This window comes from Streptomyces sp. NPDC028711 (assembly GCF_055565415.1).
Map to the genome: position 1 here is coordinate 81,168 of NZ_JBVHUJ010000003.1, position 15,771 is coordinate 96,938.

General features: G+C 71.6%; 16 protein-coding genes and 1 tRNA gene. 9 read left to right on the plus strand and 8 right to left on the minus strand.

All coding sequences use genetic code 11. The features are described 5' to 3' along the window. The first annotated feature begins 129 nt into the window (after positions 1–129). Positions 130–801: a TetR/AcrR family transcriptional regulator gene (locus ACZ4VK_RS11525; protein WP_468350982.1), complete on the plus strand. Its 672-nt coding sequence runs from the start codon at positions 130–132 to the stop codon at positions 799–801. 14 nt (positions 802–815) lie between these two features. Here ACZ4VK_RS11525 and ACZ4VK_RS11530 read toward each other — a convergent pair whose 3' ends face one another. Beyond that, complete coding sequence (locus ACZ4VK_RS11530) at positions 816–1,700, minus strand: alpha/beta fold hydrolase (RefSeq protein WP_468350984.1); 885 nt, start codon at positions 1,698–1,700, stop codon at positions 816–818. Between the two features lie 126 nt (positions 1,701–1,826). After that, on the minus strand, positions 1,827–2,849 hold the full coding sequence (ligD, locus tag ACZ4VK_RS11535) for a non-homologous end-joining DNA ligase (RefSeq protein ID WP_468350985.1): 1,023 nt from the start codon (positions 2,847–2,849) through the stop codon (positions 1,827–1,829). Between the two features lie 52 nt (positions 2,850–2,901). Between ligD and ACZ4VK_RS11540 the strand changes: the two genes are divergently transcribed. From ACZ4VK_RS11540 to ACZ4VK_RS11550, 3 genes are all read left to right on the plus strand, one after another. Further along, on the plus strand, positions 2,902–3,960 hold the full coding sequence (locus tag ACZ4VK_RS11540; RefSeq protein ID WP_468350986.1) for an ATP-dependent DNA ligase: 1,059 nt from the start codon (positions 2,902–2,904) through the stop codon (positions 3,958–3,960). Positions 3,961–4,401: 441 nt separating this feature from the next. Further along, positions 4,402–4,653 (plus strand): hypothetical protein, encoded by a 252-nt coding sequence (locus ACZ4VK_RS11545; RefSeq protein WP_371635200.1) that lies wholly within the window; start codon positions 4,402–4,404, stop codon positions 4,651–4,653. Positions 4,654–4,715: 62 nt separating this feature from the next. Continuing rightward, positions 4,716–6,809 (plus strand): MDR family MFS transporter, encoded by a 2,094-nt coding sequence (locus ACZ4VK_RS11550; protein WP_468350989.1) that lies wholly within the window; start codon positions 4,716–4,718, stop codon positions 6,807–6,809. A gap of 67 nt (positions 6,810–6,876) precedes the next feature. Here the strand turns inward: ACZ4VK_RS11550 and ACZ4VK_RS11555 are convergent, their stop codons facing one another. Continuing rightward, positions 6,877–7,320 (minus strand): YchJ family protein, encoded by a 444-nt coding sequence (locus tag ACZ4VK_RS11555; RefSeq protein ID WP_468350990.1) that lies wholly within the window; start codon positions 7,318–7,320, stop codon positions 6,877–6,879. Positions 7,321–7,476: 156 nt separating this feature from the next. Between ACZ4VK_RS11555 and ACZ4VK_RS11560 the strand changes: the two genes are divergently transcribed. Continuing rightward, positions 7,477–8,820 (plus strand): 6-phospho-beta-glucosidase, encoded by a 1,344-nt coding sequence (locus ACZ4VK_RS11560; protein ID WP_468350992.1) that lies wholly within the window; start codon positions 7,477–7,479, stop codon positions 8,818–8,820. Between the two features lie 91 nt (positions 8,821–8,911). Next, positions 8,912–10,798 (plus strand): M64 family metallopeptidase, encoded by a 1,887-nt coding sequence (locus ACZ4VK_RS11565; RefSeq protein WP_468350993.1) that lies wholly within the window; start codon positions 8,912–8,914, stop codon positions 10,796–10,798. A 63-nt stretch (positions 10,799–10,861) separates the two neighbouring features. On the opposite strand, the gene ACZ4VK_RS11570 is transcribed toward ACZ4VK_RS11565, so the two are convergent. The 3 genes from ACZ4VK_RS11570 to ACZ4VK_RS11580 all read right to left on the minus strand — a co-directional run bounded on the left by ACZ4VK_RS11570 (position 10,862) and on the right by ACZ4VK_RS11580 (position 12,867). Next, positions 10,862–11,680, minus strand: a complete 819-nt coding sequence (locus tag ACZ4VK_RS11570) for an SAM-dependent methyltransferase (RefSeq protein WP_468350995.1) — start codon at positions 11,678–11,680, stop codon at positions 10,862–10,864. Positions 11,681–11,754: 74 nt separating this feature from the next. Further along, the gene (locus ACZ4VK_RS11575) at positions 11,755–11,991 is read right to left on the minus strand and encodes a DUF397 domain-containing protein (RefSeq protein ID WP_015037566.1); all 237 of its coding nucleotides are present in this window, start codon (positions 11,989–11,991) and stop codon (positions 11,755–11,757) included. Next, a complete protein-coding gene (locus ACZ4VK_RS11580) occupies positions 11,992–12,867 on the minus strand; it encodes a helix-turn-helix domain-containing protein (RefSeq protein WP_468350997.1) in 876 nt (291 codons plus the stop codon). A gap of 271 nt (positions 12,868–13,138) precedes the next feature. Between ACZ4VK_RS11580 and ACZ4VK_RS11585 the strand changes: the two genes are divergently transcribed. The 3 genes from ACZ4VK_RS11585 (at position 13,139) to ACZ4VK_RS11595 (ending at position 14,878) form a co-directional block, all read left to right on the plus strand. Continuing rightward, positions 13,139–13,570, plus strand: coding sequence for an ATP-binding protein (locus ACZ4VK_RS11585; protein WP_468350999.1), 432 nt, complete (start codon positions 13,139–13,141; stop codon positions 13,568–13,570). A 5-nt stretch (positions 13,571–13,575) separates the two neighbouring features. Further along, complete coding sequence (locus ACZ4VK_RS11590; RefSeq protein ID WP_468351000.1) at positions 13,576–14,058, plus strand: hypothetical protein; 483 nt, start codon at positions 13,576–13,578, stop codon at positions 14,056–14,058. Positions 14,059–14,167: 109 nt separating this feature from the next. Beyond that, on the plus strand, positions 14,168–14,878 hold the full coding sequence (locus ACZ4VK_RS11595) for a class I SAM-dependent methyltransferase (RefSeq protein WP_468351002.1): 711 nt from the start codon (positions 14,168–14,170) through the stop codon (positions 14,876–14,878). Positions 14,879–14,908: 30 nt separating this feature from the next. On the opposite strand, the gene ACZ4VK_RS11600 is transcribed toward ACZ4VK_RS11595, so the two are convergent. Both ACZ4VK_RS11600 and ACZ4VK_RS11605 read right to left on the minus strand, forming a co-directional pair. After that, complete coding sequence (locus ACZ4VK_RS11600; protein ID WP_468351004.1) at positions 14,909–15,577, minus strand: class I SAM-dependent methyltransferase; 669 nt, start codon at positions 15,575–15,577, stop codon at positions 14,909–14,911. 102 nt (positions 15,578–15,679) lie between these two features. After that, positions 15,680–15,767, minus strand: a tRNA-Leu gene (locus tag ACZ4VK_RS11605). Between the last annotated feature and the right edge of the window lie 4 nt (positions 15,768–15,771).

A 15,771-nucleotide genomic window follows, 5' to 3' on the forward strand; every position in this document is an offset into this window, starting at 1 on the left:
AGTCCGTCACGCGCTCGGACATCGACGAAGACCGCCGCACGAGAGCCCGGGGAGGTTCGCCGGTCGCCCTCGGGCCGTGCGGGTTGACGGGAGATTTCCGTACGACCGTGCGGTCAGTACCATGGGCGGATGAACGGCAGCACCGGAAGCGGTACCGGGACCAAGACGGACGGACGCGTCGAGCGCGGGAACCAGACCCGGCGCCTCGTGCTCGGCCGGACCATGGACATCGCCTCGGTCGAGGGACTCGAAGGCCTGTCCCTGGGACGGATCGCGACCGAGCTGCAGCTCAGCAAGAGCGGTGTCTTCGCCCTGTTCGGCTCCAAGGAGGAGTTGCAGCTCGCCACGATCAGAGCGGCCGTCGCCGTCTTCGCCGACCGCGTGGTCACCCCCCTGAAGGACGTGCCTCCGAGCGCACGACGGGTGCGCGAACTGTGCCGGAACTGGCTGACGTACTCCTCGGACCGGGTGTTCGCGGGCGGCTGCTTCTTCTACGCCGTCTCGGCCGAGTTCGACGCCCGTACGGGCCCGGTCCACGACGCCGTCGCCCGGACCCGCCAGGACTGGACCGCCTATATGGAACGCTCCCTGACGGAGGCTCAGGCCGTCGGGGACTTCGCCGCCGACCTGGACGTGGAGCAGGTGGCGTTCGAGGTGATCGCCCTCATGGAGGCGGCGAACGCGCAGTCCGTCCTGCTCGGTGACACGGGGTCGTACGCCCGCGCCGAGCGGGGCGTCGTCTCCCGTCTGCGGGCCTCGGCGACGGACCGGGGCCTGGCCGCCATGGACGACGACATATAGGCCTTCCTCGTGTCTCAGCCCGCCGCCACCCGGTCCCCCGACGGTTCGCCCGCCGGAGCCGTCAGGAACTCCACCGCTTCGGCCACCACCTCGGGGTCCTTCAGGATGCGGCGGTGACCGAGGCCCCGGGTGACGACGAGCCGGGCCCGGTCGCCGTGGGACCGCGCGAGCAGTCGCGACTGGGCGACGGGCACCATGTCGTCGCTCTCGTCGTGGAACAGCAGGACGGGCGCGGCGAGTTCGCCGGGATCCCGGTCGGCGCCGAAGCGGTCCCAGATGCCGGGCTCGTCCGGCGCGATCCGCCGCTCCACATGGTCACGCATACAGCGGAGCACCCGCTCGTCGATGCCGAGCCCCGCCCGGAATCCCGCGATCAGCAGGTCGAAGGAGCCGACTCCGCCGAGGCCGACGAACCGTGCCGTACGGACGCCGTCCCGGAGGGCGAAGAGGGCGGCGAGGACACCGAAGGAGTGGGCGACGACGGCGTCGAAGTCGCCGTGCCGGGCGTGCAGTTCGCGGATGATCTCCCGGTATTCGACGATGTTGCTGGCACTCCCCGGGGAGTCGCCGTGACCGGGGGCGTCGAAGGCGACCGGGCTGTAGCCGCGCGCGAGGAGCGCCTCGGCGAAGGCGGTGAGGCGCGAGGCGCGTGACGACCAGCCGTGGACGAGCAGGACGGGTCGGCGGCCGTCGCCCCAGGCGTAGGTGACGACGTCCTTGCCCCGTACGCGGAGGTGTCCCGTCCGCGCCGCGGCGAGGAGGTTCTGCTCCTCGGGCTTGAGCCGCGCCCGGCCGAGGGGGCGGACGAAGAGGTGGAAGGCCCAGCGGCCGGCCGGTCCGGGGGCGACGCGGGCGGTGGCGTTCAGGGCGGTGCGGATGAGCGGAGCCATCGGGTACATGCCGGTTCTCCTCGGTCGTCCTGGATGTGGAAAAATGCTAGCACGATCGTTCGTGTTGTTTTAGAGTCGAAGAAGAGGCGGGCCGGCGCCCCACCCGGGGAGCACCGGCCCGCCTTCGGAGCCACGTCAGCCGGTCTCCTTCTTCGCCCGGCTCGGCTGGACCCGCTTCGGCTCGCCCGGCATCTTCGGATACTCCGGCGGGTACGGCAGGTCGCCGAGGCCGTGCTCCGCCTCGTCCCGCCGCGCCAGTTCGAGCAGCGACTCCAGGCTGAACCGCCGATCGTCCATGTCGGCGTGGACGTCGCCGACCTCGGCGTACCGGACCTGCATCTTCTTGATGTCGAAGTCCTGCGGCACGGCGTCGTCGACCTCGTCCCACCGCAAGGGCGCCGAGACGGGGGCGTACGGCCGCGGCCGTACGGAGTAGGCGGAGGCGATCGTGCGGTCCCGGGCCGTCTGGTTGTAGTCGACGAAGATCCGCTCGCCGCGCTCCTCCTTCCACCACTTCGTGGTGACCCGCTCCGGCATCCGCCGCTCCAGCTCCCGGCCGCAGGCGATGGCCGCCCGCCGGACCTGCGTGAAGGTCCATTCGGGCAGGATGGGCACGAACACATGGAGCCCGCGCCCGCCGGAGGTCTTGGGCCAGCCGCGCAGCCCGTGCTCATCGAGGACGGAGCGCAGTTCGTGGGCGGCGCGGACGGCGTCGGCGTAGTCCGTGCCGGGCTGCGGGTCGAGGTCGATGCGGAGTTCGTCGGGGTGGTCGGTGTCGTCCCGCCGTACCGGCCAGGGGTGGAAGGTGACGGCGCCCAGGTTGGCGGCCCAGAGCACGGCCGCCGGTTCCGTGGGGCACATCTCGTCGGCGGAGCGGCCGCTGGGGAAGGTGATGTGCGCGGTCGGGATCCAGTCGGGCAGGTACTTCGGGGCGCGCTTCTGGAAGAAGGACTCGCCGGTCACCCCGTCGGGGTAGCGCTCCAGGGTGGTGGGGCGGTCGCGCAGGGCGCGGGTGATGCCCTCGCCGACGGCGAGGTAGTAGCTGACCATGTCGAACTTGGTGTAGCCGGTTTCGGGGAAGTACACCTTGTCCGGATTGGACACGCGTACGATCCGGTCGCCGACTCCCACTTCCACCGCTGCCGCCTTGCCTGCCATGCGGGTCAGCCTAGGGCTCGCCGACAACTCCCGCATACCGGACAATCACCTCATGGATCTTCCGGTGATGCCGCCCGTGAAACCGATGCTCGCCAAGTCCGTGAAGCGGATCCCGCCCGGGATGCAGTACGAGGCGAAGTGGGACGGCTTCCGCGCGATCGTGCACCGCGACGGGCCGGAGCTCGTCATCGGCAGCCGTACGGGCAAGCCCCTCACCCGCTATTTCCCCGAGCTGGTCGAGGCGCTCGCGACCCGGCTGCCCGAGCGGTGCGTGGTCGACGGGGAGATCGTCATCGAGCACGCGGGCCGTCTCGACTTCGACCGGCTCAGCGAGCGGATCCATCCGGCCGACTCCCGGGTCCGCATGCTCGCCGAGACCACCCCGGCGCGGTTCGTCGTCTTCGACCTGCTGGCCCTCGGGGACGCCTCCCTGCTCGACACTCCCCTGAGCGAACGCCGGGAGGCCCTGGAGCGGATCCTCGCCGGGGTGGACGCGCCGGTCCATCTGGCCCCGGCGACCCGGGACGCCGAGCTGGCCGGCCACTGGTTCCAGCAGTACGAGGGGGCGGGCCTCGACGGGGTGATCGCCAAGCCCCTCGATCTGCCGTACCGGCCGGACGCCCGGCTCATGTACAAGATCAAGCACGAGCGGACGGCCGATGTCGTGGTGGCCGGCTACCGCTTCCACAAGAGCGGACCGGTGGTCGGCTCGCTGCTGCTCGGCCTGTACGACGACAAGGGCGCCCTCCAGCACGTCGGGGTGTGCGCGGCGTTCACCGCGAAGCGGCGCGCCGAGCTGGTGGAGGAGCTGGAGCCGCTGCGGATGGACCCGCCGGACGGGCACCCGTGGGCGGCGTGGACGGACGAGGCCGCGCACGAGGGGGCGCGGCTGCCGGGTGCGCCGAGCCGCTGGTCGGGGAAGAAGGACCTGTCGTGGGTGGCGCTGCGGCCGGAGTGGGTCTGCGAGGTCGGGTACGACCACATGGAGGGTGACCGCTTCCGCCACACGGCGCAGTTCAAGCGGTGGCGACCGGACCGCACGTCGGAGTCCTGCGGATACGAACAGCTGGAGGAGCCCGCCTCGTACGACCTGTCGGAGATCCTGGTCTAGGGGGTGACCGCTGGACGGGTCGGAAGCAGCGAGGGACGCCCGGCCGTCCGCCGGGAGCGATGCGAGCGCCGTCCGCCGGCCGAGGGGGGCCGCCCGCTGTCCGCAAGCCGCCGAACCATCACGTGAGATGCTTCACATTCCTCGGTCTTCCGGTTGAGCCCGACTCCCCCGTGTCGGCCAGGCGTTCGCCGCACGTGCGGGCGATTCACGAGGTCCGTGCGCCGTGCCGCGACGGCCACCCGCCCCCGTACCTGCGACAACGTCCCCGCGGCCGCCAGGTGTCCGCGCCCGCTCCCCCGCCCCGGCCCTCGCTCGACCGTCTTCCGGGCCGTCGCGCCGTTGCCCCGCCGCGACATCACCGTGCCGGAACCCGTACGGCGATCCGGTACGTATGGAGAGGAGACCCTTCCGTACCCGACCCTGACCCACTAGGACTGACCCGTGATCACCTCGCCCTCCCGCCTCGTCCCCGTCCCGATCCCCGACCGTGTGGCAGCGCTGATCGGTTCCTGCCTGCCGCTGCACGTCCTCCAGGCCGAGGTCGACGCGGACTGCGCGGCCCGCGAGGTCTACCGGTTCCGCGGGCCGCTCTGCGCGGAGGACCGGGCCGACCGCGAGCACGCCCTCGCCGCCCTCGCGCGGGCCAACAAGATCCTCGCCAAGCACCACCCGAAGCTGCCCGTCACCCCCTGACGGCCCGCCCGTTCGGCCGTCCCCCGCATGCACCGGGTCGGGGCCGGTGTGACGCTGCGAGAGTGACCACGACCAGCGACGCAGCGCCCGCGCCCCCGGCCGCCACAGAGCCACCCGTGCTCGACAGCCGCCGCCGCAACATCGTCTTCGGCACGATCATGCTGGGTGTCCTCCTCGCCGCCCTCGACCAGACGATCGTCGGCACGGCGCTGCCCACGATCGTCTCGGACCTCGGCGGCGCCGCCCACATGTCGTGGGTGGTCACCGCCTATCTGCTCGCCGAGACGGTCGCGACCGTCCTCGTCGGCAAGTTCGGCGATCTCTTCGGCCGCAAGGTCATCTTCCAGATCTCGGCGGTCATCTTCATCACCGGCTCGTTCCTCTGCGGCCTCGCCACGAACATGACGCTGCTCATCGTCTGGCGCGGCCTCCAGGGCATCGGCGCCGGCGGTCTGATGGTCACCTCGATGGCGCTGATCGCCGATGTGATCCCGTTGCGCGAGCGCGGGAAGTACCAGGGTGCGATCGGGGCCGTGTTCGGCGTCTCCACCGTCATCGGCCCGCTCCTCGGCGGCCTGTTCACGGACCATGCCAGCTGGCGCTGGGCGTTCTACGTCAACGTGCCCATCGCGATCCTCGTCGTCATCGCCGCCGCCCGCACGATCCCCTCCGTACGCTCGGCGAGCCGGCCCGTCATCGACTACGCGGGCATCGCGCTCGTCGCCGCCGGATCCAGCGCCCTCATTCTGGCGACCAGTTGGGGCGGGAACGAGTACGCCTGGGGTTCCGGCGTCATCATCGGACTCTTCGTCGGCGGTCTTCTCGCCCTCGGCCTGTTCTGCCTGGTGGAGACCAGGGCCGCGGAACCCATGCTGCCCATGCGGCTGTTCGCGAATCCCGTCTTCACCGTCTGCTCCGTGCTGAGCTTCGTCGTCGGCTTCGCCATGCTCGGCGCCATGACGTTCCTGCCGACCTACCTCCAGTACGTCGACGGGGACTCGGCCACGGTCTCCGGCATCCGCACGCTCCCCATGGTCGTCGGACTGCTCATCGCCTCGATCTTCAGCGGCAACGTCGTCAGCAAGACGGGCAGCTACCGGATCTTCCCGATCGTCGGCTGTCTGGTGATGGGGCTCGGCCTCTATCTGCTGTCCCTCATGGGGCCGGGGACCAGCACGTGGCTCGCCTCGCTCTACATGTTCGTCCTCGGCCTCGGCATCGGCCTGTGCATGCAGGTCCTCACCATCGCCGTGCAGAACACCGTCGACTACGCCGACCTCGGCACCGCCACCTCCGGCGTCACCTTCTTCCGTACGCTCGGCAGTTCGTTCGGTACCGCCGTCTTCGGCACGATCTACGTCAACTCCCTCACGCCCAACCTCGCGGCGGGGGTCGGCGAGGCCTCGGCCGTCGCCGGAGGCCTGGGCGTGGACCCGGCCGGACTTCCGCAGGCCGCGCAGAGCCCCGCCGGGGTGCACTCCCTGCCGGAAGCGGTCGCGGACCCGATCGTCCACGCCTACGCCGACACCCTCCACACCGTCTTCCTGTGGACCGTGCCGGTCGCCGCCGTCGGCTTCCTCGTCGCGCTCTTCCTCAAGCAGGTGACGCTGCACGACTCGGCGCGCGCCGCCGCGCCCGACATGGGCGAGGGCTTCGCCTCCCCCACCACGGCGGGCGACTCGGCGAAGCTCCTGGAACTGGCCGTGGGCCGGATCCTGCGCCGCACGGACCTCGACACCGTCCGACGGATCGTCGCCTCCTCCGACACCCGGCTCGACACCGCGGGGGCCTGGGCGGTGATGCAGGTCGAGCTCTTCACCCGGACCGTCGGGCACGCGAGCCTCGGGCTGATCTCGGCCGGGCGGCGGATCCCACCGGAGGTGCTGCTTCCGGTCTTCGACCGGATGGTCGACGAGGGCTTCCTGACCCGCGACGGCAACCTGCTCTCCCACACCCCGGCCGGCAAGCGCGAGGCGGACGTCATCACCCACGCGTGGGGCGACTGGCTGGCCGGCCGACTCGAACACGAACGCGGCCGGCCCAGCGGTCCGGAGCTGCGGGTGGCGACGGACGCCATCGCGAAGAAGATCGTCGCCGAGGACCTCGCGAGTGGCATCCCGTCCGGACGGTCGAGGGTCCCTGCGGGGGTCCGCTGAGAGACCGCTCTGTCTTGCGAAGTCTTACGGGGTGACGTCGCCCGTCTTACGAAGTGACGTCGCCCTCTTACGGGGTGACGTCGCCGTCCACGTACACCCAGGCGCCCTCGTGGCGGGCGAAGCGGCTGTGCTCGCTCATCGCGCCGGGCTCGCCGTCCTGGACGTAGCGCGCCGTGAAGCGCACGGTACCGCGCTGATGGAAGGCCGTGCCCTCGGTGGCCTCCTCGATCTCCAGGCCGGTCCAGCGCAGTCCCGGGTCGAAGCCGACCTCGGCCGGACGGGTCTCCGGCGCCCACGTACGGAGCAGATAGGCCTCGTCGCGGACGACGAAGGCGCTGTAGCGGGAGCGCATGAGCAGTTCGGCGGTGGGCGCCGTGCCGCCCGTTCCCGCGTGGAACCGGCCGCAGCACGCGCCGTACGGGGCGTCGAGGCCGCAGGGGCAGGGCGAGGCCGCGGTCACGGCGGGGGCCGCGACGGAGGTCGTACGGGGGCGGGTCTTGCGTCGGGACATGCGGTCATTCTCCCCCACCGGTGACGCGGGGCGGCGTCCGGCATGTGGCCGCCTCCCCCACCGGGAACGCGCGTCGGCGCCCGGCATGTGGACGCCTCCGTGGACGCCGGTCCGGAATCCCGCTGCTCGGAGGAGGCGTCCGAGTAGCGTACGAACATGAAACTGACGATTCTCGGAGGCGGCGGGTTCCGGGTGCCGCTGGTGTACGGGGCTCTCCTCGGCGACCACGCCGAGGGACGGGTCACCCACGTCACCCTGTACGACCTCGACGAGGGGCGGCTCTCGGCCATCGCCAGGGTCCTCGCGGATCAGGCCGAGGGGGTGCCGGACGCGCCCGGGGTGACGGCGACGACGGACCTGGACGAGGCGCTGCGCGGGGCGGACTTCGTGTTCTCCGCGATCCGGGTCGGCGGTCTGGAGGGCCGGGCCGCCGACGAGCGGATCGCGCTCGCCGAAGGGGTGCTCGGCCAGGAGACGGTGGGGGCGGGCGGCATCGCGTACGGGCTGCGGACCGTGCCCGTCGCGGTGGACGTGGCCCGCAGGATCGCCGCGCTCGCCCCGGACGCCTGGGTCATCAACTTCACCAACCCGGCGGGCCTGGTCACGGAGGCGATGTCCCGGATCCTCGGCGACCGGGTCGTCGGCATCTGCGACTCCCCCGTGGGCCTCGGCCGCCGGGTCGCCCGCATTCTCGGCGCCGACCCGGACGAGGCCTGGATCGACTACGTGGGCCTCAACCACCTGGGCTGGCTGCGGGGCCTGCGGGTCGGCGGCCGCGACGAACTGCCCCGGCTGCTCGCCGACGAGGAGGCCCTCGGCTCCTTCGAGGAGGGCAGGCTCTTCGGCCCTGAATGGCTGCGCTCGCTCGGCGCGATCCCCAACGAGTACCTGCACTACTACTACTTCAACCGGGAGGCCGTGCACGCCTACCGCACCGCCGAGCGGACCCGCGGCGCCTATCTCCGCGACCAGCAGGGAGCCTTCTACGAGGAGATGGCGAAGCCGGACACCCCGGCCCTGGCCGCCTGGCACCGTACGCTCGCCGACCGCGAGGCCACCTACATGGCGGCGAACCGGGAGGCCGCGGGGATCGGGGACCGTGACGAGGAGGACCTGGAGTCGGGCGGCTACGAGAAGGTGGCGCTCGCTCTCATGCGGGCGGTGGCGCGCGACGAACGGGCCACGCTCATCCTCAACGTGCGCAACGGCACGACGCTCGCCGCGCTCGACGCGGACGCGGTGATCGAGGTGCCCTGCGTCGTGGACGCGAACGGCGCCCATCCGGTGTCCGTCTCCCCGCTGCCGTACCACGCGGTGGGGTTGGTGACGGCGGTGAAGGCGGTGGAGCGGGAGGTCCTCGCGGCGGCGGAGAGCGGCTCGCGGGCGACCGCGGTCAAGGCCTTCGCCCTGCATCCGCTGGTCGACTCGGTGGCGGTGGCCCGCAGGCTCGTGGACGGCTACACGGCGGAGCACGCGGGTCTGGCGTACCTACGGCACTGAGCCGGCGCCCGCCCTCCCGGAAGTCGTCGCGGAGCCGTACGGCTGGCGAACATCTTTACGGCGCCGGGGGCGCGGCCTAGGCTCGCGCCCCATGACCTCACAGAACAAGGGTGTTCGGCGAGAGGTGGCCCGCCTCGTCACGGCCTGTCTGCTGGCCGCCGGCCTGGTGGGCACCGTACCGGCGGCCGCGGAGACACCGACGCGGGGGGACGGTCCGGTCGTCGTTCCCGTCCAGACCACCGGGCCCGCGGACCGGCGGTTCAATCTGGTGTTCATGGGCGACGGCTACACCGCGGCGGAGATGCCGGCGTTCCGGGCGGACCTCGAACGGCATCTGAACACCTTGTGGAGCGTCGAGCCCTTCGCCTCGTACCGCTCGTACATCAACGTGTGGGCGGTGGAGGCCCCTTCGGCCGAGTCGGGTGTGGACTGCGACCCCGGTCTCGACGCCCCCGCCCGCGACACCGCGCTCGACATGGGCTTCTGGGGCGGCTGCGACCCGGACAGCGTGCAGCGCCTCCTGACCGTCGACAGCGGGAAGGCGGCCGCGCTCGCCGACCTCGTCCCCGGCACGAACCGCGCCAACCGGCAGGTCGTCGCCCTCGCGCACAGCTCCACCTACGGCGGCGCGGGCGGCGGTTACGCCACCGCTTCCGGCGGGAACGCGCTCTCCTCGCTCATCACCCCGCACGAGATCGGCCATTCGCTCGGCGGCCTCCAGGACGAGTACGACTACTACGCGCGGGGCGTCCCCGGCGGGGAGTACTCCGGCCCGGAGCCCTCCTCCGCCCACCACACGCTCCTGACGGAAGCTCAGATGCGGGAGCGGCGGGCCAAGTGGTGGCGGTGGCTCGGCGAGGAGAGCGAGTCGGGCGGGGTCATCGGACGCCACGAGGGCGGCCTGTACAGCACGAAGGGTGTCTGGCGTCCGAGCCGGCACTCGCTGATGAAGACCCTCGGCTACTCCTTCGACCAGGTGGAGCGCGAGGTCATGGTCCGGGCGATCTCCGCGAAGGTGAACCTGGTCCAGGAGCACACGCCGAACGCGGCGCCGCTCGGGGCGGACCGGACGGTCTGGGTGGACACCCTGCACCCGGTGGGCGGTCCGCTCACCGTGAGCTGGCGTCTCGACGGCCGGACGCTGCCCACGGACGGCGCCCGCACCGTCGACCTGCGGAAGCTGCGGCTCTCCCCCGGGGCGCACCGCCTCACGGCGACGGTCACCGACCCGACGCCCTTCGTCCGCGACCCGGCGGTCCGCGCCTCCGCGGCCCTCACCCGGACCGTGAGCTGGACGGTCGACCCGTCCCTGACCACCGTGCCGGACGGGACCCGGGCCGCGTTCACCGGCCACACCCCCACCGGTTCGCCCGTCGGGGCCCGGACCGTCGTCCACGCGGACACCACCCACCCGGTGGACGGCACACCGGCCGTGCGGTGGCGCCTCGACGGCCGTCCCGTCGCGACCGGCCCCAACGACCGTGACCTGGACCTGCGTCGCTTCGGTCTGACTCCCGGGACCCACACCCTGACCGCCCGACTCGTCGGTACGGACGAGGAGTTGCGCTGGACGGTGGACGCCCGCCCTGCCACGGCCACGTACGAACTGTCCGAGCCGCTGCGGACCGTACGGCGCCCCGGGCGGCCCGTGGAGTACGTCCACGACGGCCCGTTCACGATGCGGCTGACCGCGAGGGACGACCAGGAGGGCGCTGTCGTCAGCCAGTTCCGGGTGGACGGCGACGGCTGGTACACGTACTACGGCTGGCCGACGGACGCCGCCGCGCCGTTCCTCTTCACGCCGGGCGGCACGGTGATCGACGACCTCGTGTACGGGAAGCTGGGCCGCAGCCGGGTCGTACCGTGGGACGACGCGACCCCCGACTACGGCACGCACCGGATCGAGTACCGCACGATCGACGCGGCCGGCAACGTCGGCCCGGCGCGAAGCTTCCTGGTGACGCTGGTGAAGCCGTAGAACGGGCCGGGAACGCGAGGAGGCCCGCCGACAGCTCGGCGGGCCCCCTCCGTACGGATCGGGTCAGGGCTTGCGGGCCACCCCGGCCCATCCCGGGATGGGGTCGTCGCCCTGGACCGGAACGGGCTCGCCCAGCTCCGGGTGCCACTCGGCGGTGAGCGAGACCCCCGGCTCGACGAACTCCAGACCGTCGAAGAACGCGGCCAGTTCGTCCCGCGAGCGGGGCCGCAGGGTCAGCCCGCGCGCCTTGTACATCGCCGCAGCCTTCGCCGCGCCCTCCGGGTCGAAGTCCCCGGTGACATGGGAGAGGACCAGGTAGCTGCCCGGCGCGAGCTTCTCGACGATCTTGGAGACCAGCTCGTACGCGCCGTCCTCGTCCCCGACGAAGTGCAGCAGGGCGAGCATCGACAGCGCGATGGGCTGGTCGAAATCAAGGACCTTTCCGGCCCTTTCGAGGATGATCTCGGGCTGGCGGGCGTCCGCCTGGATGTACTCGGTGGCCCCTTCGGGGGTCGAGCGCAGCAGGGCGGCCGCGTGCGCGAGCACGATCGGGTCGTTGTCGCAGTAGACGATGCGGGAGTCCGGCGCGACCTCCTGCGCGATCTGGTGCAGGTTGGGCTCGGTCGGGATGCCCGTACCGACGTCCAGGTACTGGCGGACGCCGTGGGCGCTGAGCCAGCGGATGGCGCGGTGCATGAAGGCCCGGTTGACGCGGGCCATGTCCCTGCCCCGGGCGTCGACGGTCAGCAGCTGACGGGCCATCGCCTCGTCGACCGGATAGTTGTCCTTGCCGCCCAGGAACCAGTCGTACATGCGCGCCGGGTGCGGCGTGCTGGTGTCGATCCGTATCTCACTCCGCTGTGCTGCGGGGTCCTGGGTCATCGGCTCTCCTGGTCGGGATGAACGGGTGGCGCTACAGCAAGAGTTACGCGACGGTGCGGGTGCGACGGAAGGGGTCAGGTGAGCAGAAAGTCAGCCTGACCGGATTTGGCCCCCTGGATGAATGCGGCGATCTCCCCGTGGGTGTAGATGAGCGCGGGTCCTTCAGGGTCTGCGGACTGTCGCACGGCGACCCTGCCGTCGGCCAGCTTCATGGCCTCGACGCAGTTGCCCCCGTTCCCGCCGCTCCACGGCTTGTGCCAGCCCTCGGCACCGAGCTCAGCGGCGGGCATGCCGTTGTATATGCGATCCATTCACAGCTCCTCGCGGAGATTCCGGAGAATCTCCTTCGTGCGTTGTGCAGTCGCGGCCTGAGCCGCCATGCGGTCCATGACCTCCAGGTGGGATGCCACCTCGGGGCGCGCGTCGAGATAGACGGCGCCGGTCAGGTACTCGCTGTAGACCATGTCCGGGAGCTCCGGCATGGCGAAGCGGAAGAGGACGAACGGTCCGTAGGTGCCGGGGTGGTGGCCGGACGCGAACTCCGCGATCTGCAGGGTGACGTTCGGCAGCTCGGACGCTTCGAGCAGCCGGTCGAGCTGGTCGCGCATCACTTCGGGCCCGGCGCCGACCGGTCGGCGGAACACCGTCTCGTCCATGATCACCCAGAACTTCGGGGCGTCCTCCCTGGTCAACAGGGCCTGGCGCTCCATCCGCAGGGCTACATGCCGCTCGGTCTCCTCATCCCTGTCGGCATCGCTGCCGCCACCGACCGCCCCGCTGCGCAGAATCGCGCGGGCGTAGTCCGCGGTCTGGAGCAGACCGGGGATGAACTGGGGTTCGTACGCCCGGATGAGGCTCGCGGCCCCCTCCAGGCTCACGTACATCGAGAACCAGCCGGGCAGCACGTCGTGGAACCGCTGCCACCAGCCGGGGAGGTTGGCCTCCTCCGCGAGGGCGATGAAGCCCTCCGCCTCGGAGTCCGTGATCCCGTACTCCTTCAACAGGAGCTGCACATACGGAATCTTCAGCGCGACCTCGGCGGTCTCCATCCGCCGGACGGTGGCCGGGGCCACCCGGAGGATCTTCGCGGCCTCTTCCCTCTTCAGGCCGGCGCGCTCCCGCAGATCCTGCAGGCGCCTCCCGAGAACGACCTGTCCCACCGTGGGGGCGGACCGCGGCTCGCTCACTCTCAGACCTCCCCGACGCACTGTTTCGATGAGTGTGCCACGAAGCCGGGCCAGAGAGAACACGGCACTCTGCAATTTCCAGAGTGCCACTTGCCAAGTGTCCGACTCAGGAGGACAGTGTTCCGGTGAACCAGTACACGCTGCCGCCGTGCGCCACCGCGCCACGGCGACAGCGCCGTACGGCACTCCTGCCCACTGTTGTGAGGAACCGGTCGTGGCTTCTGGTAACGCGCAGCCCTCAGGTCTCATGAGCCCTCGAGCCCCTCGGGTCATGGCCCAGCGCCCACAGCCGCACGCCGATACCGTCCGCCGCTTCGCCTTCGAGCTCCCGGCCCTCACCGCGTCCGTCGCACGCGCCCGCAGACTCGCCGAGGAGCGGCTCATCCTCTGGGGCTGCGGCCCCGACATACGTGACACGGTGGCCCTGGTCGTCTCCGAGCTCGTCACCAACGCCGTGGTGCACACCGCGAGCGACCGGGTCATCTGCGAGATCCGCGAGGACGAGGAGACACTGCGGATAGCCGTGCGCGACGAGGGCGGCCCGGCGGGACCGCGGATACGCGACTGCGGCGAGGAGGAACGCGGCCGCGGACTCCTCATCGTCGACGCGCTGTGCACCGCCTGGGGCGCCGACCGCACCGGACACGGCACGGCCCAGGTCGTCTGGGCGGAGCTTGCCCACGGCATGGGGGAACCGTGCTGAGGTCGATGGCCACCCGCATGATCCCGCTGCTTCCCAGGACCCGCAGGTCCCCCGACCGCGCGCCGGAACCCCGTGTGTCCACCGGACTCCGCCCCGGTACCTCAGGCTCCGCCCGCCCCCGCGAACTGGGCGCCACCCGCCTCGCCGTCCCCGTCGGACTGCACACCGGGCTCGGCTGCGACGCCGTCGGCGTCCCCGCCCGCTTCGGCTTCAAGATCCTCTCCCGGCTCCCCGCCAAGGGCTGCGTCTACGCCGACTCCGACTGGTGGTGGTGGCTCGTCCCGGCCGGCTCCGACCACGACCTGACCTGGCCCCTGCCCGCCTGCTACGCACCGGGCGCCGAGATCCCGGACCGCGGGCCGCGCCTCATCCACCACCCCGACGGCACCTCGCCGTACACCCCGCCGATCCCCCTCTACCTGCTGGTCTGCCAGCTGACCGGAATCGCACCGTCCTGGACGGCACCGCCGGTGGGCAGCGCACTCTGACCGCAGGGACCTCCGGCCGGGGCCCGGCGTGCTCTGACGCACGGACGCCCGGACGCTGTGAGGCCCTGGCGCTTCGGCGCACGCGCGCGGACGGCATAGGGTCGGGGACATGTTCACCCCGCAGGGTCCCACCCTCCGCGAGCTGACCGTCCAGGCCCTCTCCTCGGTCGAGCACGGCTACGACCTGCTCGCGGACGCCTTCGACGCCACCCCCTTCCGTACCTCCGACCGCCTCCTGGCAGCCGTCACCCGCACCCTCGAGCCCTTCGGGCCCTTCGCATCGGGCCTCGACGTCTGCTGCGGCACCGGCGCAGGACTCGGCGTCCTCCGCTCCCTCTGTACGGACCGGATCACGGGCGTCGACTTCAGTACGGGCATGCTGAACCGGGCCCGCGCCGCCCACCCCACCGCCGACCTGGTCCGCGCCGACGCGCTCGCCCTGCCCTTCGCCCCCGTCTTCGACCTGGCGGTCAGCTTCGGCGCCTTCGGCCATTTCCTCCCCGACGCCCAGCGGACCCTGTTCGCCCAGGTCCACGGCGCCCTCCGTCCCGGCGGCACCTTCGCCTTCCCGCTCCCGGCCCCACCCCCGGTCGGATCCCGCCTCTACTGGACCCTGTGGGGCTTCGACGCCGCGATGCGCGTCCGCAACGCCGTCCGGCGCCCGCCGTTCGTCATGTACTACCGGACCTTCCGCCTCGCGGACGTCCGCAGCCGCCTGGAGAGCGCCGGCTTCGAGGTGTCCCTCACCCCGGTCGAGACCCTGGGGCGCAGGGAGGACGGAAGCCCCCGGTGCCGGCTTGTGATGGCACGGAAGAAGTAGGGGACCACGCGGCGGGACCAGGTGACGCCCTCAGGCGGGGCGCTCCGCCATCACGACCACACCCGGACCGCTGTACTCCTCCGGAGGGAGCCGGAGTTCGGCGACCGGGCGCAGTCCGGCCTCCTCGATCAGGCCCACGAGCTGTTCCGGCCGCCATTGGTGCGTCGTCCAGCGAACCGGTACCCCTCCGTAGGCCTCCGTGCGCACCTTGTCCTCGTCGCCGACGTGGGTGGCGGTGATGAACTGCCCGCCCGGCTTGAGGGCCCACGCGAACTGGGCGAGGACCTGAGGAAGGACCTCGCGGGGCAGGTTGAACAGGGACCACCACCCGAGTACGCCGCCGAGGGACGCCTCCGCCAGGCGGAGATCGGTGGCGGACCCGACGCTGAAGCGGCACCGCGGGTGGAGCCGGCGCGCGTTCTCGATCATGCGGGGCGAGAGATCGACTCCGGACACGTCGAGACCGCGTTCGTCGAGGTACGCGGTGACCGTGCCGGGCCCACAGCCGACGTCGAGGACGGGCCCCAGCTCGCCCACGGTGTCGGCGAACGCGTCGATGGACGCCTTGAGCCAGGGATGACGACGGATGTCACCGATCCCCGTCGTCACCACCATGTCGGCGTAGTTGTCAGCCACCCGGTCATAGGACTCGCGGACGACGTCGAGATCGACGGGTCGGTCAATACGGTGTGCGCACATCCGCCCACCCTAGGGCTGCCCACCGACAACGCCGAGGGGGCCACCGCTCCCGCGCACACATGGAAAATGCCGGTCGATCCGAAGATCGACCGGCATTTCCGCTGGTGTCCGAGGGGGGACTTGAACCCCCACGCCCGATAAAGGGCACTAGCACCTCAAGCTAGCGCGTCTGCCATTCCGCCACCCGGACAAGG